This is a genomic window from Actinobacillus ureae ATCC 25976, assembly GCF_000188255.1.
In the GTDB taxonomy this organism is placed as follows: Bacteria; Pseudomonadota; Gammaproteobacteria; order Enterobacterales; family Pasteurellaceae; genus Actinobacillus; species Actinobacillus ureae.
Genome location: NZ_GL831081.1, coordinates 314,444 through 337,202 on the forward strand (window position 1 = coordinate 314,444; position 22,759 = coordinate 337,202).

The following is a 22,759-nucleotide window of genomic DNA, read 5'->3' on the forward strand; positions in this document are numbered from 1 at the left end:
GGAAATAAAATGAGTGAACAACCGATAGTAAGACAGGTGGTGCTGGATACCGAAACAACCGGTATGAGTTTTAGCGGACCACCACAAATTGGACATAATATTATTGAAATCGGTGCGGTTGAAGTGATTAATCGTCGCTTAACCGGCCGTACTTTTCACGTTTATATTAAACCGCCACGAGAAGTAGAAGAAGAGGCGATTAAAGTTCACGGCATTACCAATGAGTTTTTGCAAGATAAGCCTGTGTTTGCCGAAGTTGCGGACGAATTTATTGAATTTATTAAAGGTGCAGAGCTAATCATTCATAATGCCCCCTTCGACGTGGCGTTTATGGATCAAGAGTTTTCTTACTTGGAAAACCCTCCGCCGAAGACGGCTGAAATATGCAGTGTGACCGATAGTCTTGCGGTCGCTCGAAAAATGTATCCGGGCAAGCGTAATAACTTAGATGCATTGTGCGATCGTTTAGGCATTGATAACAGTAAACGTGTGCTTCACGGGGCGTTACTGGATGCGGAGATTCTAGCTGATGTATTCCTGATAATGACCGGCGGACAGCTGGCGTTATTAGGTGAAGAGGATGCCAGTACGAATCATGAAAATATTACAGATCTCGGTTTAGGTACGATAACGAAGTTTGAAACAAGCGGTTTAATTGTGTTACAACTGAGTGAAGAAGAGCAGGCAGCGCATGAAGAATATCTCAAACTGATTGATAAGAAATCCAAAGGGAATTGTATTTGGATGCGCCCGAATGAAACGGAATCAGAACAAATTCACTAATTGCTTGATTTATTTGATTTTAAAATAAGCAAATAAATTCGTTTCGTGAAAAATTATTTGACGCTTTAGCGCAAAATCCGTATTATGCGCCTTACCAGTTGCGGAGTGGTAGTTCAGCTGGTTAGAATACCTGCCTGTCACGCAGGGGGTCGCGGGTTCGAGTCCCGTCCATTCCGCCAATTAATTTTTAATTATTGAATTTAATTCGATAATACCGTGTGGAGCGGTAGTTCAGCTGGTTAGAATACCTGCCTGTCACGCAGGGGGTCGCGGGTTCGAGTCCCGTCCGTTCCGCCACTTTTTCAAGAAAAAGCCTCTGAGAAATCAGAGGCTTTTTTGCTATTTGGTTTTCGAGGCTTTCCTATGTCTAAACCCTTTAATGGCCGCTATCAACTTGCCGTTGTGATAGTAACGGTTGGGCGCGAATCTTTACTACGTGCCGTTCGTTCCGTTTTTTCTCAGCAATTTAGCGGAAATATTCAAATTCTGATTGGTGTGGATCTCGATTTATCCGGTCAGCTTCCGCGTTATCGACAAATACTTGATCAAGAACGTCCGGCTAATGTGGATATCGTTTGGTTAGATCTCGGCTATTCAACCTCTAAACGTCACGGCGGTGTACATGATTGCTATTACGGCGGTTCATTGCGTTCGGCATTGACCTTACTCGCTGAGAGTGAATTGGTTACTTATCTCGATGATGACGATTGGTTTTACCACAACATATCGACAAAATGTATTCTGTGTTCTGCAAATATCCGGATGTGAATTGGGGACACGCTTTGTGTTACTACGCTGACGGTAATACTGGTGAAATACTGTGTTTAGACGAATTGGAAAGCGTTGGTGTTGATCAGGGTATTTTTAAGGATAGTTTCGGCGGCTTTGTTCGCCTATCGGGCTTAACACTGAATAAAATTAAAACACTGTCTTATCTCCATTGTTGGTCGCAATCTTTAGCGCAAGGAGATGGAGAAGATCGAGTGTTGTTTGAACAGCTAAAAACACTGAGGCACTTTTCTTTGGCGGAAGGCACGGCTTGTTGTGCGTTGGATCCGAAAGATTCGGAGCATGAAATTCGCCTTGCTTTTATCAAGCAAAAAACAGGACGAGATGTGGTGATGCAAGCCAAGCAAGGTTCAACCCGTTAAAGTTAAGCCGTAAGAATCAGTTTGTTAATTTGCTGTAATCCGTTTAAACGTGTATTCGTCAGATTCTGTGAGATTTTTAATTGATCAAACAGCTGAGGCAAATCAACATGAGCTAATTGCGCTGAATCGGCTTCGTTTAATAGAGTTACGACAATAAATAAAATCCCCTGCATTAAACGGGCATCGCTGTAGGCTTGAACTTTACGTGGTGTTGCTTGAAATTCAAACCATAAGCGGCTTTCACAGCCGTGAATTTCAGGTAATTTTGCTAATTCTTCCTCGCTAGGCTTCGGTAATTGGCGACTAAGTTGAATTAACAAGCGGTATCTTTCTTCCCAAGATTTGCAAAGTTCAAATTTTTGATAAATATCGGCTAAAGTCATATTTTTTTATGGATTAAGGCTAAGTTTTGCAAAAGATTGTAACAATCTGACCGCTTGTTGTTAATGATTTTCTTAAAGTTTGATAGAATTGCCGTATTTCTCAGATTTCGGATAAGGAACCCAAAAATGGCAGTAATCCCAATGGTGGTTGAACAAACCTCAAAAGGCGAAAGATCATACGATATTTATTCACGTTTACTTAAAGAACGTATCATTTTTTTAAACGGTGAAGTTGAAGACCATATGGCAAACTTGATCGTGGCACAGCTTCTTTTCTTAGAATCGGAAGATCCTGAAAAAGATATTTATTTATATATCAATTCACCGGGTGGTGTGGTAACGGCTGGCTTGGCAATTTACGACACAATGAATTTTATTAAACCGGATGTTGCAACACTTTGTACCGGACAGGCTTGCTCAATGGGGGCTTTCTTATTATCCGGTGGAGCAAAAGGTAAACGTTTTGCTTTACCTCACGCACGAGTGATGATTCATCAACCTTTAGGCGGTGCAAGAGGACAGGCGACCGATATTCAAATTCAAGCGCAAGAAATTTTAAAATTAAAAGAAATGTTGACGAAAAGAATGGCGGGACATAGTGGTCAACCGTTTGAAAAAGTGGCGGCGGATACCGAACGTGATAATTTTATGTCAGCATTTGAAGCGGCTGAATACGGTTTAATTGATAAAGTTTTAACGCACAGAGATACAAAATAATGGCAAATTTTGAGAAAGAACCACATTGTAGTTTTTGTGGCAAAAGACGTACCGAAGTTGATCAATTAGTTGAAGGTACGGAAGGTTATATCTGTAATCACTGTATTGAAGAGTCTTACGCATTGTTAAACGGCGAAGAAGAGCCGTTAATCGATGAAAAACAAGATGAAGAGAAATTCTTTGAAAATGTACCGACTCCACACGAAATTCATGCGCATTTAGATGAGTATGTTATCGGTCAAGAACATGCGAAAAAAGTGTTGTCCGTAGCGGTTTATAACCACTATAAACGTTTACGCAATGCGCTTTCAGGTCATAAGGAAACTAATGGCGTAGAGTTAGGTAAAAGTAATATTTTATTAATCGGCCCGACCGGTAGCGGTAAAACTTTATTGGCGGAAACCTTAGCTCGTCGTCTGAATGTTCCGTTTGCCGTAGCGGATGCAACCACGTTGACGCAAGCCGGCTATGTCGGTGAAGATGTAGAAAACGTGATTCAAAAATTACTGATGAAATGTGATTTTGACGCAGAACAAGCGGAGCGTGGTATCGTCTTTATTGATGAGATCGACAAAATTACCCGTAAATCGGAAAGCCCGTCTATTACTCGTGATGTATCCGGCGAGGGCGTGCAACAGGCGTTACTAAAATTAATTGAAGGCACGGTGGCGAATATCAATCCGCAGGGCAGCCGTAAGCACCCGAAAGGTGAAACGATCCCGGTTGATACCTCTAAAATCTTATTTATTTGTGGCGGTGCATTTGCCGGCTTAGATAAGCTTGTTGAAGCACGTACCAACAAACAAGGCGGTATCGGCTTTGGTGCAGAGCTGAAAAAAGACAAAGAACGTGAAGATCTCACCGAGTTATTCAAACAAGTTGAACCGGAAGATTTAGTCAGATTCGGTTTAATTCCGGAACTTATCGGTCGATTACCGGTTGTGACACCGTTGCCGGAACTGGATGAAGAGGCGTTAATTCAAATTTTAACCGAGCCGAAAAATGCGATTATCAAGCAATATCAAGCATTATTCCAAATGGAAGGTGTTGAGTTGAAATTTACTAAAGATGCGTTAATTGCGATCGCAGAGAAATCCATTTCACGCAAAACCGGCGCACGTGGTTTACGTTCGATTGTTGAGAATCTACTATTGGATACGATGTATAACCTACCGACACTTAAAGCAGAGAAAAATGTGAAAAAAGTGACGATTGGTAAAGATTGTGTTGAAAACGGCGATAAGCCGAAAGTAGAGTAAGCATAGCTAAGATGGACAATGTTTTTCATTGTCCATTTGTTTTATCTGTAGGCATAGCCGTTACGCAAACGATAGTATCTTTAAAGAAATTATATGAATATTTGGCAATCTACCTCAATTATTACTTGGCTGCTTGCGCCGTTTTCATTACTGTTTTGGCTGATTAGTCAAATCCGCCTATTTTTGTTTCGCAAAAAAATCTTAAAATCTTACCGCTCTCCGCTGCCGGTGTTAGTGGTCGGTAATATTTCGGTGGGCGGTAATGGCAAAACGCCGGTGGTTGTTTGGTTAGTGGAGCAGCTACAACAACGTGGCGTTAAAGTCGGTGTGATTTCGCGTGGCTATGGTGGTAAAAGCAAGGATTTTCCTCAATTAGTCGCCAAACAGAGTTCGGCGGAAATGGTAGGTGATGAACCGGTATTGATCGTGCAACGAACCAGCGTACCACTAGCAATCTCACCGAATCGTCAGCAAAGTATCGAATTGCTATTGAGTCAATTTGAGCTGGATTTAATTGTCACTGATGACGGTTTGCAACATTACGCCTTACAGCGAGATATCGAATGGGTTGTGGTTGATGGCGTGCGCCGTTTTGGTAACGGTTTTGTTCTGCCTGCCGGTGGCTTGCGTGAGCTGCCAAGTCGTTTGCAAACGGTACAGGCGATTATTTGTAATGGCGGAGTGGCTCAGCCGAATGAACATTTAATTACGCTAGAGCCTGAATTTGCCGTTAATCTCAAAACGGGCGAGCAAAAGCCGATAACTGATTTTATCGGGCAAGAATGTGTGGCGATTGCCGGAATCGGGCATCCTCCCCGATTTTTTTATATGCTCGAAAATTTAGATATTAAATTACTTAAAACACAAGGTTTTGCCGATCACCAAGCATTTGAACCAACTCAGCTTAAAGCGCTTGCACCCGAACAAATTCCGTTACTGATGACAGAAAAAGATGCGGTAAAATGCCGAACTTTTGCCCAGTCAAATTGGTGGTATATACCTGTTTCTGCAAAATTCTCGCCGGAATCGACCGCTTGTTTACTTGAACCGATTTTAAAACGATTAGGAAAATAATATGAACGAAAAACTTATCAATAATCTTGCTTGTCCGGTAACGAATACCAAACTGGAATGGGATAAAACCAGTAATCGCTTGATTAGCCGTGAGGCAAAATTAGCCTACCCAATTCAAAACGGCATACCGGTGTTATTACCGGAAGCGGGTGAAAAGCTCGAAGGCTAAATGTTTTAAAAATTTAAGGGGCTGTAGTAGATTAGCAAGAATGCTATACTACTACAGCCCCATTTTTTATTCTTTTCCTATGCAAAAAGAGTTAGTGCCCCACAATAGGCAATTATTAGGAGTATATGAACACAATCCGCTAGAGGCAGAATCTACTTTTACTGTTTTGGTCAATGTTTGACTGTTTCGGTAAAAGCATTAGGGGGCCTCAAATTTAGAGTGCGCCCAAAAGTGGGCATACCTCTCTAGGGTTGTTGCTGTGGTGTACTTATGCCTACGACTGCGGTTGTTATGACCATAATTAAAAAGCACCATCAAGAAGTGACAATAGCAAGATAAAATTAATTTTTACTCTAAAACCACTGTATAAGATTTTCACACCTTCCACCCTCTCTATTATATAAGGAAAAATTCGTAGTCCAATAGTCCAATTAGTCCAAAAGCTAACTTTTCTTTTTATATTCAATGGGTTACGTAAATTTTTTTTTTGGACTATTTTTTTCCGTTTTGGACTATTTTAGATGGTTTTTGGACCAAATACTTTTGAGTGTTTTCATTTTTTTAGCTTAAGCATTTAGTCCAAAAAGGGGAATTTTAGTCCAAAAATGGCGATTTTAGTCCAATAATTTTATATCTAACCTATTGATATATAATGATTTCATGCCTTAAAAAGGGTGTTTTGGACTATTGGACTATTAAAAATATGCTTCCTAATAGAAAGAGAGAATAAATTTATACAGGCTGTATAAAAAGTACATTTTATAAGCGCAAAGCATAACAAAAGATAACAAAAAACCGCCAATAGTGGCGGTCTGAATGTAGTTTTATAGCATGGCTATATTTCGCTGTCTTCGTTGAGAATCTCGACAAGATACGCCCGGGTTCTCTTTGGGTTGATCTTGTGCGGCATTCGCTGAAGGTATGCGTAGCCGTTGCCTTCTCCCTTGTGAAGAATTCCTGCTTTTAAAAGCACGGGTAAAGCGACCTCCTTCGCTTGCCCTTGTAAGGCTTCATCTTCAAATACGCTTTTGAAGACAAAATAACGGTCATCTTCTACCAGTCGATAACCGGCTTTATTGCTGATAGGCTTCTGTGTGCCGTCCGGTGGAAACTCTTCAAAACGAGCATCAGCATTTACCAATAGCCAACCATTCACCTGCTCAATGATTTGAGTGTGTTTCTTCGAGTGCCAGCCATAAGCATTTACCCATTCATTGAAGTTAGCCGTGATAGCGTTTGATATATCCTGCTCCGTCCATTGTAAGATATCCTTAGCCAATAATAGGGCGGTTTCAATGAGGGCGAATCTATCCGCCATCACTCGCTTAATTTGCGGCTCTGAATTATCCGGTAAGCTCTTTAATCGAGATTGTTTTACTTTGTCGTATAACGCTCTCAATGTGCTTTTTTCCGCTTGGACTAGATAAGTGAGCCAATCTACACCCACCGCACCAAAATAGCGCATGACGTTTGCATTAAGCGTATCAGCGTGCGTTTTACCGTCCGCCAAACCGTGAAACTCTGTCGCTCGTTTCATTGGGATATTGAGCAAGCGGACTAATTGACCGGCATTGACCTTTATTCCTTGTTGCTTGAGATAGCTTTCTAAACCTTCCTCACCGGTGGAGAGATTCGCTACTAGCCATTTAATCGACTTGCGATTCCCACCTTCTTTCGCACCTTGTAACTTACCTTGTCCGTTAAACAAGCTGTAAGCGGTCTGTGCGACGGCTTTCGGACTGGCTTCGCTGATTTCATCTAACGGCATAAATAGCCCGTTACGGCTAAAGGCTTCGTTCTGTAAGGCTAACGGTGTAGCGTTCCACGCTGTACGGGTTTCTCTTGGGTGGCCATAAATTGAGGCAGCAATATTTAAAGCGGTTGTTTTGCCGAATGTTGAATCTTCGTAGAGGTGTACGCCGTAGCCATCCGCTTCTAAGTGTTTCAGCAATGGCGCACTTAATGCCACGCCAACCGATAACATCATAGACGGATTACCTACGCAATAACGCCCGATATTCTCCACCCAGTCCGCTGTTGTTCCGCTTACTCTATACCCTTCGATATTCTGCGTTAAATTGCGGAAAATAGTCGGGGTTTGCGGTTGCCCTAAGGTTTCCCCGTTTGGCAAGGTAAAAGCGGTTAAATCGTCATTCCAACCGGTTTTATCGGTAATGTAATACTGCTTGGCGATTCGGCTTTTAAATTGTGAATAATCGGCTAATTCCGCCCGTAGTGCTTGCTTAGTAGTTACTGTCACATCATTACGTTTCAAATACTGTCAGCCGTCACGCTCGCCAATATCTTTTAGCGGCATAACAAGCGGTCGTTCTTGCTTCTCTTTTTGCAAAATAATGAAATATTCACTTTCTCCTTTGCTTAGCCCGATGACCTCGACAAAATCGGATAACCATTTTTCGCTTTCGACTTTCTCACCGTCCACAATACGAGTAGTAACATAGTACAAGCCTTTTAATCCGCCACGCTTACGCATTTCTACACGTGGAGCGGTATCATCTTAGGGGTTAAGTGTGCGTTGCTCTAAAAGCTCTGCGGTAGCGTGCTGTCCGTTCTTAATGCGCTGATATTCGCTGGTTAGGTTTTCCATATTAAAGCCTTCATCCAGCCATTCTACGGCGGTAAGATTCGGGCAATGTTCTGCGAGATTCATCAATACTCGGGTGCGAAAATCGTCTTTATCTTTCGCCAAAGTGGGGCGTTCCCCCACTTGGAATATTTTAATGAATCGTTGTGCTGCCGGCGCAAGTAACAAGCGGTCTAATTGGCCCAAATCTTTACTATCCAACAGGCACGGAATCATATCATTGCCTAGCCTGAAGCTATCACGAATTAATGCCCATCTTTCTCCCTTGCCGGCTTCTGAGCGGCTCATCGCATTATTCCATCGGTAATAGGCTTTATGTGCGTCTTGACCGGCGAGAATAATCCAATCGTTGAAGACGCTCGTTTTTGCTAACTGGTCATCATAAAAGCGGATTTTGTTCATACTCCACCTCTTCGATCACTTCCTGTAAGTACGTGTGCGCTTCGTCTAAGTATTGGAAGGCTTCCGCCAGTATTTCATCTCGGCTCATCAGCGTGCCGTTTTCACGTCGTACCGCATAAAGCTATTTCAAAGAACATCTTCGCCATATCTAACGGCTGTTTAATTGTTCGGAGGGTTTCTAAATTATTCATCTTTTGCTACCTCCACCGCTTTTCGTTCACATTCCGCCAATTTGTAAGCGTTCAATGCTTCGGTCTGTGCTTCGTGAACTTTGATTAATTCATAAATCTGTTGATCACGTTGGCGGTTTGCCTGTTTAATCTGTCCGATAAGGTAATCATTAAGCGCAAGTAAGCCGTCGGCAATATCGCTGCTATAAGTAAATTCGCTTTCACCATCTACGCTTAGGCACTCGGAATGATCAATGCTAATCGCACTTGATAAACTGCTCGCATAGACAAGTAGCATATCGATTTTATCGGTTTGCTCATGAATATCTGTTATCAATTTATTTGTGTTACGCATAAACCACCTCCTAAAGATTAATTTCTTCAAAATCAGCGAGAGTGTCGCACATTAACTTCGCTACGCCTTCAAGTGCTACAGCATAATCTATAGGCTCATGGTGTTCTGATTGGCTCATTGTCTTAATGATAGCGAAGGCACTCCATAACTGCTTACGTGCCTTTTTAATCGCTTGAATATCTTCAGCGGTTAGGGTTAGCTTGTGGTTTAACTGCTTGGTTACGCATAGATTCCCCCTTTCGTGTTGATACGGGCGAATAAGACAGCGTGCGAACAAATAAGCTTATTACGTGCTTCTTGCTCGTTGCGTGCGTGTACAGTGATTTTTAGGCGTTTTTCGCCTAGTGTGATGAATTTGAATAGCATTGCTAATAGTCCTTGTATGAATTTTGAGGGACTATCGCTAACACTTTCCACGGTGTAGGGCGATAGCGTGTAACGGGGTGGAAAAACTGCTATACAAGGAAAACAGTCAAGGGCGAAACCTTGCCCGCTACACGCTACCATAGAGGAACACGCTAAATTATAGCGTTCTTTAGGTGTGTGTAAGCCACAAACAAAAATAGCACGGTTCTTTGGCGTGCTAATAATGTTCGCCTTGTATAAATAATTCGAGTTTCCACGCTCGGCTTCCGATTTTGCGAAAGCGAGAATAGCATAAACCTTATTCGCTAAACTTGTAAAGTAATTCTTTTTACAAGCGGTCGAATTTTCTTCATTTTTTGCAAATTCCGCCGATAGTACGGAATGAACCATATCTAAATAACCTTGCTGATTATTGTAGATTGTGTCGCTATTTGTTGTGATGTACTGTAAAATATTCATCGGTTAAATACCTTTTTTAGATTTTTGTTTTCGCCCTCTTAGTGTCGCCTTGAGGGCGTTTTTATTTGCTAATAAAGTCAAGTTTTGCTAGTGGAACTTTTGAAAAAGTGTTCCGTTGTCGGACCGTATTCGCACCGTATCTTTACCATTCTGTTACCGTTTCCGTTTTGTTGCTCGTGATAACTGTTTCAATATTGTTTTAAAACCTCTGATTTCTTGTAGAAAGACTGTCTGTTGTCTTGGTGTTGGCTTGCTGCATTCACTCATTTCACTTACTAAATCCGTGCGATAAGTTCGCTTTCTAAATCTTGGCAACCGTTCCCCTCGTTCCGCCATTGCTTGCTTTTCTTGCTCGATTAGCCCCACGGTGCGATAGTCATTTAACAGTTCGCTTGCTCTTGCTCGTAGCGTTACCGCTTTCATTCGCTCGGCTCGTTCTGTACCTAATACGGTTTTTAAGGCGTGTGTTGCATTGCCCTTGTGGGCGTACTCAATAGCGAACCCTTGGCGGATTTGATAACCGTAGCCCATTGCGCTAATCTCCGAACTTAACGGCTAACATATCCCCCAATTTGGCTTTGTGTTGTTGGAAGTTAGTAATACCTAAATCTAAAAGCATTTCATCCGCCTGTTCCAAGTAAGTGAGCTTTTCTAATTGCGCCGCATTGAATACTTCTCTTGGCTCTTGAGTGATGCCGTGAGCTTGTTTCCATTGCTGAATGCTCATACCTACCGCCAATGATGACAACATATTAGATTCATTACTAAATATATGCGGCGGTGTTTCTTTGCCTTGTCGCTCTCTCGCTCGTTGTAACGCATTACAAACACGTTTATAGGGTGTCATCGCTTCGTTGCGTTTAACTCGCCATTCTTGGCGGTATTGGACCACCATATCAGGCGCAATCTGTGATAGCGTTTCCTCACACTTGATAAAATACTGCCGTGCTAGTTTGCCTTGTTGGTTGCGCTCTAACATTGCGATTTCTTTTGCAGTTGATAGTGTGAGGTGGTAATCAGTCTGCTTGCTTGCCCCTCGTACGCCCTGTTTACGTTTCATAATTTTATGAATCGTAAAATAATCCTTACTCTCTCTAAATTGCCCTATTTCGGCAGCATTTTTAAACCAGCCTGCGAATCGTTGTTTACTCTCTAAGAACTGCCATAAATCACGGGCATTGATTAATTGCTGTGGTAATCCGCCTTTTTGCAATGTTTGAATTACTGGTAATAATTCATTCAATCCTTTTATCTCACTTTCCCTTTCTAATCGGTTCCAATTGCTTAATTCTTTTCGCATATAGCCATATTGAAGTTTGCCGGCTCTCACTCTGTCGTATTCGTTGCTCCGCTTCTAAAATCTGAATATGCGTAGCAAGGCAAGTGATAAGCTCCTCAAGCGGGTAGGGTTCTTCGTCGTTGTACAGGCTCTTAAACGTGAATACGTTCTTATTGCCGGCAGTGTAGTGATCAAATGCGTACTGAATTAATACCGCATTCATCTTGGCTATTTCACACTTCATACTGAATCACTCCTTGTATACTCCTTTCACCGGTTTACGTGCTTTGTGCTGTAATTGTGCTTCTGTTGGTGCTGCTAACTGATTAAGTACGGATTCCGCCACCGTTGGCGGATAGGGAATCGCTGCGTTACGACTTACTGCTTTTCCATTTAGGAAAGTGATTAATCTCTCCGCCAGTGTCTTATCTGCTAAGAAATAGCGAAAATGCGTACCTCCGTTTTGGTTATGTTCTTGAATACGAATAAATTCAGTCTGTGTAATCGCTTCTAGTTCGTTGATCCCGTTTCGACCGCTGGTGATGCCTAATTCCCTCATTCCGTCCAGTTCAGAAAAGCCGTTACGGCTTGCTAATAAATAGCTTCCTAACTTTTCCTTGCGTGTAGTATTTGCGTTCATAAGCTAGCCTCTTACACTTGATTACCGGCTAACTTATCAATAGCCTTGGTACTGTTTGCCGATAACGTGCTAAGCCCTCTTTCGTTGTTGATTAAATCATTAAGCCATTGTTCTACGTCCTATGATTTCCAACGTGAAGCACGCCCTATCTTGATAGGCGGGGAAAGTTTGCCTGCTTGAACTTGCTTGTAGATAAAAGCACGACTAAATCTGCTTACGGCTTGAATATGTTTGATAGTTTTGAGTTCCATTGAGTTTTCCTTGTGTTGGTGTTTGTCAATGGGTGTATTTTGAAGGGTTCAAAATAAGGAATTCGGAATTTAAATATGGAATTTTGCGGAAAATAGAAATTTCTAATTTCCACAATTTAAGACTTGAAAAGTGAAAAAAAATGATAGATAAAATAAAGCCCCTTCAATGTTGTGCTGAACATTGTGGGGCGTGAGATTATTTCTTACGAATAGGATAAGTATTAAAAGGGTTTAGCTATTTAGCCATTTTTCGAGGGTTCTACCAAAAACTGGAAAGGTTAAGCCCTTTCTTTCAAAGGTGTTTAAAATAGCGTTCTTTTCTGCTTTCTTATAGCCTGTCTGTATATCTCCTTTCTTCTCTATAAAATATTGTCTAGGGTTCTTTGCCATATCTTCACTGCCATAAACTGCAATTAAAGAAAAAATAAAATCAGTTTTCTTCTTATCGGTTCTTGCTAACCCGTTAATGCTGCTAGTTAGTTCTTTTTTCTCTTTTGGTGTTATGTTTAACAGGTTAATTCGGTCTTTTAAGTCTTTGTGTTTGCTGGCTGCTTCGTTTTGTTCTTCTATTAAAAGCAGTTGGTCATTCTGTGTTTTCGGTTGCTGGGTTGATTTGATGTTTTTTCTCTGTTCTATATCCTCCCTAATCGCCTCAAACATTGCCTTTAATTCAAAATAGTTAAATCCTAAATTCTTATAATCTTCAACATCTGAACCTTTTTCTATCTCTTTTAGGGCTTTACCTAAAACAGTTAACGGTAAAACCGGCGGATCTGTAAAATCAAAAGGTTCATAATCAGATACATCATAAAGCGTTATATCATTGTGTAATACCTTGCGAAAATAACATAGTCTTTGCTTGAAAAATTTTACTGGGAACATTTCCCCACATTTAAAAATTAACTCATCAAAAATTTCACTAAGAGAAATAAATTCCTTCTCTAAATCCCATTCAATTAAATCGAATAATGAAGGAGTCTTTAGCTGTTCCTCATCATTTTTGACAATCTCGAAAATATAATCACTATAAAAATAATGCTCTTTTACACGCATAAAAAAAACTTAGCTTATGTACTTGTGGAATTTAAATTTACTGTACAAAATAGCAATTCTGATGACAAGAATTGACAAATAAAGAAAAAGCCTAGTTACTTGTTTTATAAGGGAAAAATTTTTAACTTGTGAAAGTGGTTAATTTATGCTAATGAAGATAGAAGTCTACTGGCGTACAAGATTGTAATATTGTTTATATACAATCCTTTGGAGCGTAAGAGGGAGTTTACCTTGGTATTAGTAGCTAAATTTGAGCCAATAAAGTAGTGGGGATTCATCGCAACGGCTTAGTTGTGGTTATATGACCATAGCTTATTAACGTTTACTCGTTTTGGTGTGCGGCGTGGGGATTTCCCCCATGCTGCCCTAATTTATGAGGCTTGTACCTAATTCGACATCAATCGTCATCTTTTAAGCCCTTGTGCTGAATGGAAGGTTTCTTATAAAATGAGGTAAAAGTCTTGTGCCGGCTTGTTCCTAGATCGTAGTAGCTTATTACTCCATGAAAATATTTTTAAATGATGATGCCTAAAAATCGTAAAATCTGCCGAAAACCGCGCGACCCTAACCCCGTGGAAAGGGTATCCCCTCAGGAGTACCTTTTTATATTCAGGTTTTACGACATTAAGGCGGTAGCTCTCCTCAAATTTGAGGCAACCGACTCAATATTGAGCCGGTTAGTCATACCTCTACTATTAAATAGTCGCCACCATTGAACAACGCTCTACATAATCCCCCCACATTTGCATCACACCTATACGTTGTTCTAAGTAGGTGGATTTGTTATAGGCTTGGCTAACCACATTCCCCACACTATGCGCTAGGTAAGCTTCTGCCACTTCGTGCGTTACGTCATTATCAGCTAGATAGGTTCTAGCTAAAGACCGCATACCGTGAGCGGTCAAAACATCTTTATAGCCCATTCGCTTAAGTGCCATATTTGCCGTGCTGCTATTCATATGTTCAGCCGGTTTACAGTAATGCGGGAAAACGTGTTTTAAATGCCCTGTAATCGGTTTAAGTCGTTCAAGCACTCGGATTGCTTGCGTTGATAGTGGCACAATATGCTGTAAACGTCCTTTCCTCGTTCCTTTCATCTTTTCCGGTGGGATTGTCCACAATCTTTTTTCTAAATTAATCTCTGCCCATTCAACACTAACCGCTTCACGGGGGCGAACCATCGTTAGTAGTTGCCATTGAATCAAGTAACGGGTTTGCGGTTCAATATGAGCATTTGCAATCTTTGCCATTAGCTCGGGCAATTTATCAGGTGGAATAGTAGGGTTGTTTTCCTTTTGCTTCTTCGCAAACATTTCTCCAATCGTCGAACAAGGATTGTATTTTACGAGTCCGCCATTTACCGCAAAATTCATGATTTCGTTGATCATACGAATTAAGCGATGCAAGGTATCATTCAGATTCTTTTTATAAAGTGGTTGTAATGCAGTAACCACAACAGGGGCGGAAATCTCATTAAGTGATAGGTGTCCTAAGTAAGGCAAGGCATAAAGCTCTAATCGACGATACTCTTTATTTATGGTGCTTTCCTGTACCTCATCACGCTTCTTTTCTCGCCATTTTTCAGAAAGGTTTTTAAAGGTGTTGGATTTCTCAAAGTTTTTTTGTTCTTCGAGTTGTTGGCGGTAGATTTTAGGATCAATACCTTTGGCTAATAGCTGATTGTATTCATTGCGGATTTCTCGAGCTTGCTTCAAGGAAATTTCCGGATACACGCCTAAACCTAAATTAGACCGATTTTTAGCATTAGGCTTAAAGTAGTTAAAAATCCAATTTTTCGCCCCGTTTGGTTTAATTCGTAAATATAATCCGTTGCCGTCAGATAGGTTGTACTCTTTATCTTGCGGTTTAGCTTTATCTACTTCGGTATTAGTAAGGGGCTTTGTAGTTCTTGCCATATGTAACACTCATTTTAGTAACACTAATTTTTGTTATTTGTGACGATGTTACTTACAGTGTTACTAAAAATCAATGATTTCAGAAGACGCGAATTGACAATAAAAGACAATAAAAAAAGCCTTAAAGCGTTGTGCTATAAGGCTTGCGTAGACGTTTATTTACATCAGTTTATTTTGAATTGGTGGAGATAATCGGGATCGAACCGACGACCTCTTGAATGCCATTCAAGCGCTCTCCCAACTGAGCTATATCCCCAAAAAGTGGCAACATAATAAATGCCGCCACTTTAGCTGTCAATAGGAAATTATGCTTGCGCTTGAATAAACTCAATCGCTTTTTGGATACGGGCTAAAGTACGTTCACGTCCGACTAATTTTGCTGTGATGTCCATTGACGGCGATTGCCCCGAACCGGTTACTGCTAAACGGAACGGCATCCCCACTTTACCCATACTGATTTCTAAATCAGTTGCTGTTGCGTTCATCGCATCGTGAATCGCTTCTACACTCCAATCCGTTAAAGCGGTCAATTTTTCCAATAATTTTGCAAGTGGTGCAACCGCTTCCGCTTTGAAGTTTTTCGCTGCGGCTTTTTCATCATAACCGTCAAATTCTTGATAGAAATAACGGCTTGAGGCAGCTAATTCTTTTAATGTTTTCTCACGTTCGCTTAATACCGGAATAATTTCTTCCAATGTAGGACCGTTTGACGTATCAATTGCTTGATCATTCATATGCCACGCTAAATATTTCGCTACGTGCTCTGCCGGTAAGCTACGCATATAGTGTTGGTTTAACCATTGTAATTTATCGGTATTGAAAGCACTTGCCGATTTGCTAACTGAGTGAATGTCGAATAATTCGATCATTTCTTCACGGCTAAAGATTTCTTGGTCGCCGTGAGCCCAGCCTAAACGTACTAAATAGTTTACTAAGGCTTCCGGTAAATAACCGTCATCACGATATTGCATTACGCTTACCGCACCGTGGCGTTTTGATAATTTTTGACCGTCATCACCGTTAATCATTGATACGTGAGCATAAGTCGGAATCGGTGCACCTAATGCTTTTAAGATATTGATTTGGCGAGGTGTGTTGTTGATATGATCTTCACCACGTACAACGTGAGTAATACCCATATCCCAGTCATCTACCACCACGCAGAAGTTATAAGTCGGCGAACCGTCTGTACGGCGAATAATTAAATCGTCTAACTCACTGTTACTGATTTCGATACGGCCACGTACCGCATCTTCAAATACTACTGAACCTTCTTGTGGGTTTTTAAAGCGCACAACATGAGGTTCATCTGCCGAATGTTCGTGATTACCTAAGCAGTGACGGTCGTAACGAGGTTTTTCTTTATTTGCTTCTTGTTCGTTACGTAAGTTTTCTAAACGTTCTTTTGAACAGTAGCAACGGTACGCTAAACCTTGCTCGAGCATTTGATCAATTACTTGGTTATAACGATCAAAACGTTTGGTTTGATAGTATGGACCATGTTCCCAAGCGAGATTTAACCACTCCATACCTTCAAGAATTGCTGCAGTTGCTTCCGGTGTAGAACGTTCTAAGTCGGTATCTTCGATACGTAATACAAATTCACCGTTAAAATGTTTTGCATATAACCAAGAATATAAAGCGGTACGTGCACCACCAACGTGTAAATAGCCGGTCGGGCTAGGCGCAAAACGGGTGCGCACTTTTACATTCGGATCTAAAGGGAAAAGAGTTTCGATATTCATTATTGTCAGCCTATTAAGTAATTTGCCGAGAACGGCTTTTTTAAACAAAAGATTTGTCTATTCTACTACGGTTAACCTAGCGGTTGAAGGTTAAAAAACGTAAAAAATGAGGGTTTTGGACGAAAAATTCAACAAACAAGCCAAAATGTTAAAAAAAGGGTTTGACGATAGGTGAAAAATCTCTATAATGCCACTCCACAACACGGGCGATTAGCTCAGTTGGGAGAGCACCTCCCTTACAAGGAGGGGGTCACTGGTTCGAGACCGGTATCGCCCACCACTTTCCAATAAGTATTTCGTGTTGATTACAATCTAATAATTGAAAACGGGCGATTAGCTCAGTTGGGAGAGCACCTCCCTTACAAGGAGGGGGTCACTGGTTCGAGACCGGTATCGCCCACCACTTTTCAACAAGTATTTCGTTTTTCAATTCCCTTTGATGAAATCTCAAGTGGGCGATTAGCTCAGTTGGGAGAGCACCTCCCTTACAAGGAGGGGGTCACTGGTTCGAGACCGGTATCGCCCACCACTTTAGATTTTCATCATAAACTTCAAGCTATAGCAAATGCTATATCATGGGGGCGATTAGCTCAGTTGGGAGAGCACCTCCCTTACAAGGAGGGGGTCACTGGTTCGAGACCGGTATCGCCCACCACTACTTCTTATCCTATTCTTTAATTCATTATCAAATAACATTTAAAATTTGCTATTTTACCCTCTATCTTTGCATTTCATCACTTTTTTGCGATCTTGATCGAAAATTTCAGATTAAAAACTTCCCATTTCGTTTAAAAATCACTAGCCTTAAACCTTATAGACGAGTAAAATTTGCGGTCTTTTTATTTTATCAACCTGCAAAACTAATCCTTTTGCCGTAAACCGTGTAACAACGAGGCTTTTACTCTCATGTCAGAACAAACCCAAACTTGTGCGAGCGAAATTCAAGCAATGAATGCCGCAGTGCAACACCCTAAATCAGAAAAAATTAACCTAATGAACTTGACTCGCCAAGAGATGCGTGAGTTATTTGCCGAAATGGACGAAAAACCGTTTCGTGCCGACCAATTAATGAAATGGATTTACCATTTTGGTGAAGATAATTTCGATAATATGAGCAATATCAATAAAGTATTGCGTGAAAAATTAAAACAAATTGCAGAAATCAAAGCACCGGAAGTATCTGTCGAGCAGCGTTCAAGTGACGGCACAATCAAATGGGCGATGCAAGTAGGTGATCAGCAAATTGAAACCGTGTATATTCCGGAAGCGGATCGTGCGACTTTATGTGTTTCTTCACAAGTAGGCTGTGCGTTAGCCTGTAAATTCTGTTCAACTGCTCAGCAAGGTTTTAACCGTAACTTAACCGTTTCTGAAATTATCGGTCAGGTATGGCGAGCTTCAAAAATCATTGGTAACTTCGGTGTAACCGGTGTGCGTCCGATTACCAACGTGGTAATGATGGGGATGGGTGAACCGTTACTTAACTTAAATAACGTGATTCCGGCAATGGAAATTATGTTAGATGATTTTGCTTACGGTTTATCTAAACGTCGTGTAACGCTTTCAACTGCGGGCGTAGTGCCGGCATTTGATATTATGCGTGAAAAAATTGATGTGGCATTAGCGATTTCATTGCATGCGCCGAACGATGAATTGCGTGATGAAATTATGCCGATTAACAAAAAGTATAATATCAAAATGTTGATGGATTCTGTGCATAAATACCTTGAAGTATCGAATGCGAACCACGGTAAAGTGACGATTGAATACGTGTTATTAGATCACGTTAATGACGGCACGGAACACGCGCATCAGTTAGCCGAAGTATTAAAAAATACGCCGTGTAAGATCAATCTCATTCCATGGAACCCGTTCCCGGAAGCACCTTACGGTAAGAGTTCAAATAGCCGTGTGGATCGTTTCCAAAAAACCTTAATGGAATACGGTTTTACGGTTATTGTACGTAAAACTCGTGGTGACGATATTGATGCCGCTTGCGGTCAGCTTGCCGGTGATGTCATCGACCGAACCAAACGTACCATGGAAAAACGTAAGTTTGGCAAAGGTATTGCGGTGCAAAACCATTAACCAATTTCTCCCTAAGCAACTCAAGCGAAGGGAGTATATCTTGAGGAGAACAATATGAACCTTGCAAAATTTTTGCGAAATTTGACCGCTTGTATGCTGTTATCTGTGCTGTTCGGTTGTTCTTCTCAGCTTCCTATCTCTCAAACCACTTTTAATCGTTCGGAAGCAGTTAAAGCGCGTATCAATTTAGCCTTAGCGTATCTCGATCAACATGATTTACCCAAAGCGAAAGAGAATATTGATAAAGCGCTAAGCCATGATCAAAACGATTACTTACCTCATTCCGTTTTAGCTTATTACTATCAGCAAATCGGTGATCAAACTCATGCGGAACAAGCGTATCAGCAAGCATTGAAATTAAGTGATAATCGTCCGGATGTCTTAAATAATTACGGCACTTTTCTGTGTAAACAAGCTAAGTTCAGGCAGGCGTACCAACAATTTGAACAAGCAGTGCAAAGCGAACAACCTTATTATCATCAAGCCGATAGCCTCGAAAATATTGTGTTGTGTGCCAAACAAGAGCCGAATTTAGCTAAAGTAAACGAAGCGTTAAACCAATTAGAAAAGTTAGATAAATCAAGAGCGGCGGCACTACGCTAGCTCGAACTTTTATTTTTGGGCATTGTCTTTTTTACTGCTAAAATAAAGCGAATTTTATTTGTTAGGAAAACGCAATGTCAGAGTTCAATACACAAATTAGCCAGATTATTGCCACAGAACTTTCTGTTGGGGCATATCAAATTCTCGCTGCAATCAAATTACTCGATGAGGGTAATACAATTCCATTTATCGCACGTTATCGTAAAGAAGTCACTGGCGGTTTAGACGATACTCAATTACGTCACTTTGAAACACGTTTAATTTATTTGCGTGAGTTAGATGATCGTCGTCAAACGATCATTAAATCGATTGAAGATCAAGGTAAATTGACGGATGAATTACGTACCAAAATTGAAACGACTGAAAGTAAAACCGAATTAGAAGATCTTTATCTGCCTTATAAACCGAAACGCCGTACTCGTGGGCAAATTGCGATTGAAGCAGGTCTTGAGCCGCTGGCTGATAGCTTATGGAATGATCCGAACCAATCACCGGAAGTGTTAGCGGAATCTTTTATTGATGCGGAAAAAGGTGTAGCGGATGTTAAATCTGCGTTAGACGGAGCTCGTTATATTCTGATGGAGCGTTTTTCAGAAGATGCTGATTTACTTGCAAAATTGCGCCAATATTTGACCGCTTACGCAACGTTGGAATCAAAAGTGATTGAAGGCAAGGAAGAAGAAGGCGAAAAATTTCGAGATTATTTTGCGCATAGCGAACCGTTTAAATCTGTACCTTCGCACCGTGCGTTAGCAATGTTCCGAGGCAGAAATGAAGGCGTATTATCACTTTCGTTAAATGCGGATCCTGAAGCGGAAGAAGGCGCTCGAATAAGCCATTGCGAAGAAATTATTCGCCAGCATTTAGGCGTGATATTCAATCAACAACCGGCAGACAAATGGCGTGAACAAGTGATTGCTTGGACTTGGAAAATTAAAGCCGCACTTCATCTGGAAACCGAATTAATGGGCGCATTGCGTGAGAAAGCGGAAGAAGAAGCAATTGACGTATTTGCTCGCAACTTGTCGGCGTTATTAATGGCGGCTCCGGCAGGTGCAAAAAATACCATGGGCTTAGACCCGGGCTTACGTACTGGTGTGAAAGTAGCTGTGGTGGATAATACCGGTAAATTATTGGCGACCGACACCATTTATCCGCACACAACAGGCAAAGCGGCAGCGGAAGTTTCGCTGTATAAATTAATCAAGCAACATAATGTTGAGCTGATTGCGATTGGTAATGGTACGGCTTCTCGTGAAACGGAACGTTTTGCCAAGGATCTGTTAAAACAGATCAAAGAAAGCAAACCGGATATGTTGATTCCGCAAACAGTGGTGGTCAGTGAGGCAGGTGCTTCGGTTTATTCGGCTTCCGAATTAGCGGCAAATGAATTCCCTGAATTGGATGTTTCATTACGTGGGGCGGTATCGATTGCTCGCCGTTTACAAGATCCACTTGCGGAATTGGTAAAAATCGAACCAAAAGCGATTGGTGTTGGGCAGTATCAGCACGATGTAAATCAGTCACAACTGGCTCGCAAACTTGATGCAGTGGTTGAAGACTGTGTAAATGCGGTTGGGATGGATCTTAATACCGCTTCTGCAGCGTTATTGGCTCGTGTTGCCGGTATGAGCAAAACATTAGCACAAAATATCGTGGCGTTTCGTGATGAAAACGGACGTTTTAACGCACGTTCCGACCTGAAAAAAGTGCCTCATTTAGGGCCGAAAGCCTTTGAACAGTGTGCCGGTTTTATGCGAATTATCGGCGGTAAGAATGCGTTAGATGCTTCGAGCGTGCATCCGGAGGCTTATCCGGTGGTGGAAAAAATTCTCCAAGCAACCGATTCAACCCTTGCGGAATTAATGGGCAATGCGACTCGTATTCATCAGTTGAATGCAAAAGATTTCGTGGACGAGCAATTCGGTTTACCAACCGTAAATGATATTTTCAAAGAGTTAGAAAAACCGGGACGCGATCCACGCGGTGAATTTAAAACCGCAACTTTTATGGACGGCGTAGAAGATATTAAAGATCTGAAAGTCGGTATGATCTTAGAAGGGACGGTAACAAATGTGGCAAACTTCGGTGCTTTTGTGGATATTGGAGTACACCAAGACGGTTTGGTACATATTTCAATGTTATCGAACAGCTTCGTGGAAGAACCGCATAAAGTGGTGAAAGTCGGTGATTTGGTGAAAGTGAAAGTATTAGAAGTGGACGTACAGCGTAAACGTATTGCGCTCACTATGCGTTTAGAAGATAAGCCGACCGACAAACCGGCAAGCGGTCGAAATCCGCAAGAAAATCGCAAAAATAGCGAAAAATCTGACCGCTTCTCCAATAATAAGTCACAACGTAATCAGTTCGCCAACAATACGTTTGCTGATGCGTTGAAAGGTTGGAAGAAGTAGCGTTTTAGTTGAAAAAACAAATTTGTATATCTATTTATCGGATATATTTAGAAAAATAGCTAGTTGGAAGCTTGCTATTTTATTTCCCTTAAGTCAATCTGTATTATTTAGCTTTCCTTTAGAAACCTTAATGCAATGGTAATCAGAATATGATGAGTCGCTTATACAAAAATCCGCAACTCCTATAACGCATACATATGCACCGCCTTTTTTAAGTATAAAAGCTAATGATATTGAAAACTGGATTAATACAGATGAAATTCAATCAAGAGCAAGGCTTGCTATTTTATTAAGAATATTAGTTCATTCAACAGTTAAGAATTTATATTTTTTTGAGGTATCAATATATTAAATACTAATCAGACTTTTAGTAAATCTTTAGGGCAAGATGACAGTAGCGGATTTGAGTTTGCTCAAGAAATGTTACGAAGAGATGTCACTTACGCAATTAACTTTGACCGTGTGCAAAAGCGTCCTAAATATGGATATATTATTTTTGAATATTTACGATGTCATGAAGATCAAGTTGTAACACCTCATACATCTCGCCCCAATAGATATTTTTTAAAAATAAATTTAAGTTTATCTCTCTATTTCAAATAGCGAAAGACTCAGGCGCTACTTTGTATTTGGTGAATTATGCTAAAAAAGGGACAAAACACGAAAATCTAGTAAAACTAATGAAAGTTATCAGTATTGATGAAACAAATCGAACATCACCAGTTACTACTGAAGAAGTCAATACAACTAGACAACAATTTAGTGAATGGTTTAGAAAATTAAATAGAGAATGCTCTATTATGTAAGATTAAAGCACGTCATAGACGTGCTTTTTAATTTAATAATTAGTAACTAATACTTCTTTAGCTTCTAATAA

At 40.8% G+C, this 22,759-nt stretch carries 23 protein-coding genes and 7 tRNA genes; 17 read left to right on the forward strand and 13 right to left on the reverse strand.

Annotation, left to right across the window (positions count from 1 at the left end; translation table 11 throughout):
• Positions 1–9: 9 nt before the first annotated feature.
• The 5 genes from dnaQ (at position 10) to HMPREF0027_RS12780 (ending at position 1,934) form a co-directional block, all read left to right on the forward strand.
• The gene (gene dnaQ / locus HMPREF0027_RS09320) at positions 10–783 is read left to right on the forward strand and encodes a DNA polymerase III subunit epsilon (RefSeq protein WP_005624578.1); all 774 of its coding nucleotides are present in this window, start codon (positions 10–12) and stop codon (positions 781–783) included.
• A 102-nt stretch (positions 784–885) separates the two neighbouring features.
• Positions 886–962, forward strand: a tRNA-Asp gene (locus HMPREF0027_RS09325).
• 41 nt (positions 963–1,003) lie between these two features.
• Positions 1,004–1,080 (forward strand) — tRNA-Asp (locus HMPREF0027_RS09330).
• 66 nt (positions 1,081–1,146) lie between these two features.
• The gene (locus HMPREF0027_RS12775) at positions 1,147–1,551 is read left to right on the forward strand and encodes a glycosyltransferase family A protein (RefSeq protein WP_005624580.1); all 405 of its coding nucleotides are present in this window, start codon (positions 1,147–1,149) and stop codon (positions 1,549–1,551) included.
• Positions 1,527–1,934, forward strand: a complete 408-nt coding sequence (locus HMPREF0027_RS12780; protein ID WP_244261867.1) for a hypothetical protein — start codon at positions 1,527–1,529, stop codon at positions 1,932–1,934. Before HMPREF0027_RS12775 ends, HMPREF0027_RS12780 begins: the two co-directional genes overlap by 25 nt.
• A 2-nt stretch (positions 1,935–1,936) precedes the next feature.
• Here HMPREF0027_RS12780 and HMPREF0027_RS09340 read toward each other — a convergent pair whose 3' ends face one another.
• A complete protein-coding gene (locus tag HMPREF0027_RS09340) occupies positions 1,937–2,317 on the reverse strand; it encodes a SufE family protein (RefSeq protein WP_005624584.1) in 381 nt (126 codons plus the stop codon).
• A gap of 126 nt (positions 2,318–2,443) precedes the next feature.
• Here HMPREF0027_RS09340 and clpP point away from each other — a divergent pair, with 126 nt between their 5' ends.
• The 4 genes from clpP (at position 2,444) to HMPREF0027_RS09360 (ending at position 5,536) form a co-directional block, all read left to right on the forward strand.
• The gene (gene clpP, locus HMPREF0027_RS09345) at positions 2,444–3,034 is read left to right on the forward strand and encodes an ATP-dependent Clp endopeptidase proteolytic subunit ClpP (RefSeq protein ID WP_044024504.1); all 591 of its coding nucleotides are present in this window, start codon (positions 2,444–2,446) and stop codon (positions 3,032–3,034) included.
• Entirely contained in the window at positions 3,034–4,293 is a 1,260-nt protein-coding gene (gene clpX / locus HMPREF0027_RS09350; RefSeq protein ID WP_005624588.1) for an ATP-dependent protease ATP-binding subunit ClpX, read from the forward strand. Before clpP ends, clpX begins: the two co-directional genes overlap by 1 nt.
• Positions 4,294–4,386: 93 nt before the next feature.
• Positions 4,387–5,367, forward strand: coding sequence for a tetraacyldisaccharide 4'-kinase (lpxK, locus tag HMPREF0027_RS09355; RefSeq protein WP_005624590.1), 981 nt, complete (start codon positions 4,387–4,389; stop codon positions 5,365–5,367).
• A 1-nt stretch (position 5,368) separates the two neighbouring features.
• Positions 5,369–5,536, forward strand: coding sequence for a Trm112 family protein (locus HMPREF0027_RS09360; RefSeq protein ID WP_005624592.1), 168 nt, complete (start codon positions 5,369–5,371; stop codon positions 5,534–5,536).
• An 835-nt stretch (positions 5,537–6,371) separates the two neighbouring features.
• Here the strand turns inward: HMPREF0027_RS09360 and HMPREF0027_RS09365 are convergent.
• The 12 genes from HMPREF0027_RS09365 to gltX form a co-directional block, all read right to left on the reverse strand.
• The gene (locus HMPREF0027_RS09365) at positions 6,372–7,811 is read right to left on the reverse strand and encodes a DUF927 domain-containing protein (protein ID WP_244261868.1); all 1,440 of its coding nucleotides are present in this window, start codon (positions 7,809–7,811) and stop codon (positions 6,372–6,374) included.
• A gap of 6 nt (positions 7,812–7,817) precedes the next feature.
• Positions 7,818–8,030 (reverse strand): hypothetical protein, encoded by a 213-nt coding sequence (locus HMPREF0027_RS12785; protein WP_005624596.1) that lies wholly within the window; start codon positions 8,028–8,030, stop codon positions 7,818–7,820.
• A 24-nt stretch (positions 8,031–8,054) separates the two neighbouring features.
• Positions 8,055–8,543 carry a hypothetical protein gene (locus HMPREF0027_RS12790; RefSeq protein WP_005624598.1) on the reverse strand — a complete coding sequence of 163 codons (489 nt, stop codon included), beginning with the start codon at positions 8,541–8,543 and terminating at the stop codon, positions 8,055–8,057.
• Between the two features lie 183 nt (positions 8,544–8,726).
• Positions 8,727–9,068 (reverse strand): hypothetical protein, encoded by a 342-nt coding sequence (locus HMPREF0027_RS09375; RefSeq protein ID WP_005624600.1) that lies wholly within the window; start codon positions 9,066–9,068, stop codon positions 8,727–8,729.
• A gap of 219 nt (positions 9,069–9,287) precedes the next feature.
• Positions 9,288–9,893: an ash family protein gene (locus tag HMPREF0027_RS12795; protein ID WP_005624602.1), complete on the reverse strand. Its 606-nt coding sequence runs from the start codon at positions 9,891–9,893 to the stop codon at positions 9,288–9,290.
• A 153-nt stretch (positions 9,894–10,046) separates the two neighbouring features.
• Complete coding sequence (locus HMPREF0027_RS09390) at positions 10,047–10,424, reverse strand: hypothetical protein (protein WP_005624604.1); 378 nt, start codon at positions 10,422–10,424, stop codon at positions 10,047–10,049.
• A 4-nt stretch (positions 10,425–10,428) separates the two neighbouring features.
• Positions 10,429–11,193, reverse strand: coding sequence for an antA/AntB antirepressor family protein (locus HMPREF0027_RS09395; protein WP_244261869.1), 765 nt, complete (start codon positions 11,191–11,193; stop codon positions 10,429–10,431).
• 229 nt (positions 11,194–11,422) lie between these two features.
• Entirely contained in the window at positions 11,423–11,812 is a 390-nt protein-coding gene (locus tag HMPREF0027_RS09405) for a hypothetical protein (protein ID WP_005624611.1), read from the reverse strand.
• Between the two features lie 482 nt (positions 11,813–12,294).
• Entirely contained in the window at positions 12,295–13,116 is an 822-nt protein-coding gene (locus HMPREF0027_RS09410) for a hypothetical protein (RefSeq protein WP_005624616.1), read from the reverse strand.
• Positions 13,117–13,811: 695 nt separating this feature from the next.
• Positions 13,812–15,032, reverse strand: a complete 1,221-nt coding sequence (locus HMPREF0027_RS09415; protein ID WP_005624620.1) for a tyrosine-type recombinase/integrase — start codon at positions 15,030–15,032, stop codon at positions 13,812–13,814.
• Positions 15,033–15,212: 180 nt separating this feature from the next.
• Positions 15,213–15,288, reverse strand: a tRNA-Ala gene (locus tag HMPREF0027_RS09420).
• A gap of 49 nt (positions 15,289–15,337) precedes the next feature.
• A complete protein-coding gene (gltX, locus tag HMPREF0027_RS09425) occupies positions 15,338–16,777 on the reverse strand; it encodes a glutamate--tRNA ligase (RefSeq protein WP_044024506.1) in 1,440 nt (479 codons plus the stop codon).
• A gap of 204 nt (positions 16,778–16,981) precedes the next feature.
• On the opposite strand from gltX, the gene HMPREF0027_RS09430 reads away from it, so the two are divergent.
• The 8 genes from HMPREF0027_RS09430 to HMPREF0027_RS12250 all read left to right on the forward strand — a co-directional run bounded on the left by HMPREF0027_RS09430 (position 16,982) and on the right by HMPREF0027_RS12250 (position 22,688).
• Positions 16,982–17,057 (forward strand) — tRNA-Val (locus HMPREF0027_RS09430).
• 47 nt (positions 17,058–17,104) lie between these two features.
• A tRNA-Val gene (locus tag HMPREF0027_RS09435) sits at positions 17,105–17,180 on the forward strand.
• Positions 17,181–17,230: 50 nt separating this feature from the next.
• A tRNA-Val gene (locus tag HMPREF0027_RS09440) sits at positions 17,231–17,306 on the forward strand.
• A 50-nt stretch (positions 17,307–17,356) separates the two neighbouring features.
• Positions 17,357–17,432, forward strand: a tRNA-Val gene (locus HMPREF0027_RS09445).
• Positions 17,433–17,683: 251 nt separating this feature from the next.
• Positions 17,684–18,865, forward strand: a complete 1,182-nt coding sequence (gene rlmN / locus HMPREF0027_RS09450) for a dual-specificity RNA methyltransferase RlmN (protein ID WP_005624627.1) — start codon at positions 17,684–17,686, stop codon at positions 18,863–18,865.
• Between the two features lie 54 nt (positions 18,866–18,919).
• Complete coding sequence (pilW, locus tag HMPREF0027_RS09455) at positions 18,920–19,468, forward strand: type IV pilus biogenesis/stability protein PilW (RefSeq protein WP_005624630.1); 549 nt, start codon at positions 18,920–18,922, stop codon at positions 19,466–19,468.
• A 74-nt stretch (positions 19,469–19,542) separates the two neighbouring features.
• Entirely contained in the window at positions 19,543–21,882 is a 2,340-nt protein-coding gene (locus tag HMPREF0027_RS09460) for a Tex family protein (RefSeq protein ID WP_005624632.1), read from the forward strand.
• Positions 21,883–22,514: 632 nt separating this feature from the next.
• The gene (locus tag HMPREF0027_RS12250; protein ID WP_181893782.1) at positions 22,515–22,688 is read left to right on the forward strand and encodes a hypothetical protein; all 174 of its coding nucleotides are present in this window, start codon (positions 22,515–22,517) and stop codon (positions 22,686–22,688) included.
• Positions 22,689–22,759: the final 71 nt, after the last annotated feature.

What these genes read in the sequence shown, in the direction of transcription:
- clpX (WP_005624588.1), top strand. Translation starts at nt 3,034, where the DNA reads ATGGCAAATTTTGAGAAAGAACCACATTGTAGTTTTTGTGGCAAAAGA.
- clpP (WP_044024504.1), top strand. Translation starts at nt 2,444, where the DNA reads ATGGCAGTAATCCCAATGGTGGTTGAACAAACCTCAAAAGGCGAAAGA.
- gltX (WP_044024506.1), bottom strand. Translation starts at nt 16,777, where the DNA reads ATGAATATCGAAACTCTTTTCCCTTTAGATCCGAATGTAAAAGTGCGC.
- lpxK (WP_005624590.1), top strand. Translation starts at nt 4,387, where the DNA reads ATGAATATTTGGCAATCTACCTCAATTATTACTTGGCTGCTTGCGCCG.
- HMPREF0027_RS12775 (WP_005624580.1), top strand. Translation starts at nt 1,147, where the DNA reads ATGTCTAAACCCTTTAATGGCCGCTATCAACTTGCCGTTGTGATAGTA.
- dnaQ (WP_005624578.1), top strand. Translation starts at nt 10, where the DNA reads ATGAGTGAACAACCGATAGTAAGACAGGTGGTGCTGGATACCGAAACA.
- HMPREF0027_RS09375 (WP_005624600.1), bottom strand. Translation starts at nt 9,068, where the DNA reads ATGCGTAACACAAATAAATTGATAACAGATATTCATGAGCAAACCGAT.
- HMPREF0027_RS09360 (WP_005624592.1), top strand. Translation starts at nt 5,369, where the DNA reads ATGAACGAAAAACTTATCAATAATCTTGCTTGTCCGGTAACGAATACC.
- HMPREF0027_RS09410 (WP_005624616.1), bottom strand. Translation starts at nt 13,116, where the DNA reads ATGCGTGTAAAAGAGCATTATTTTTATAGTGATTATATTTTCGAGATT.
- HMPREF0027_RS09395 (WP_244261869.1), bottom strand. Translation starts at nt 11,193, where the DNA reads ATGCGAAAAGAATTAAGCAATTGGAACCGATTAGAAAGGGAAAGTGAG.
- HMPREF0027_RS09405 (WP_005624611.1), bottom strand. Translation starts at nt 11,812, where the DNA reads ATGAACGCAAATACTACACGCAAGGAAAAGTTAGGAAGCTATTTATTA.
- pilW (WP_005624630.1), top strand. Translation starts at nt 18,920, where the DNA reads ATGAACCTTGCAAAATTTTTGCGAAATTTGACCGCTTGTATGCTGTTA.
- rlmN (WP_005624627.1), top strand. Translation starts at nt 17,684, where the DNA reads ATGTCAGAACAAACCCAAACTTGTGCGAGCGAAATTCAAGCAATGAAT.
- HMPREF0027_RS09340 (WP_005624584.1), bottom strand. Translation starts at nt 2,317, where the DNA reads ATGACTTTAGCCGATATTTATCAAAAATTTGAACTTTGCAAATCTTGG.
- HMPREF0027_RS12795 (WP_005624602.1), bottom strand. Translation starts at nt 9,893, where the DNA reads ATGAATATTTTACAGTACATCACAACAAATAGCGACACAATCTACAAT.
- HMPREF0027_RS12785 (WP_005624596.1), bottom strand. Translation starts at nt 8,030, where the DNA reads ATGCGTAAGCGTGGCGGATTAAAAGGCTTGTACTATGTTACTACTCGT.
- HMPREF0027_RS12790 (WP_005624598.1), bottom strand. Translation starts at nt 8,543, where the DNA reads ATGAACAAAATCCGCTTTTATGATGACCAGTTAGCAAAAACGAGCGTC.
- HMPREF0027_RS09415 (WP_005624620.1), bottom strand. Translation starts at nt 15,032, where the DNA reads ATGGCAAGAACTACAAAGCCCCTTACTAATACCGAAGTAGATAAAGCT.
- HMPREF0027_RS09460 (WP_005624632.1), top strand. Translation starts at nt 19,543, where the DNA reads ATGTCAGAGTTCAATACACAAATTAGCCAGATTATTGCCACAGAACTT.
- HMPREF0027_RS09390 (WP_005624604.1), bottom strand. Translation starts at nt 10,424, where the DNA reads ATGGGCTACGGTTATCAAATCCGCCAAGGGTTCGCTATTGAGTACGCC.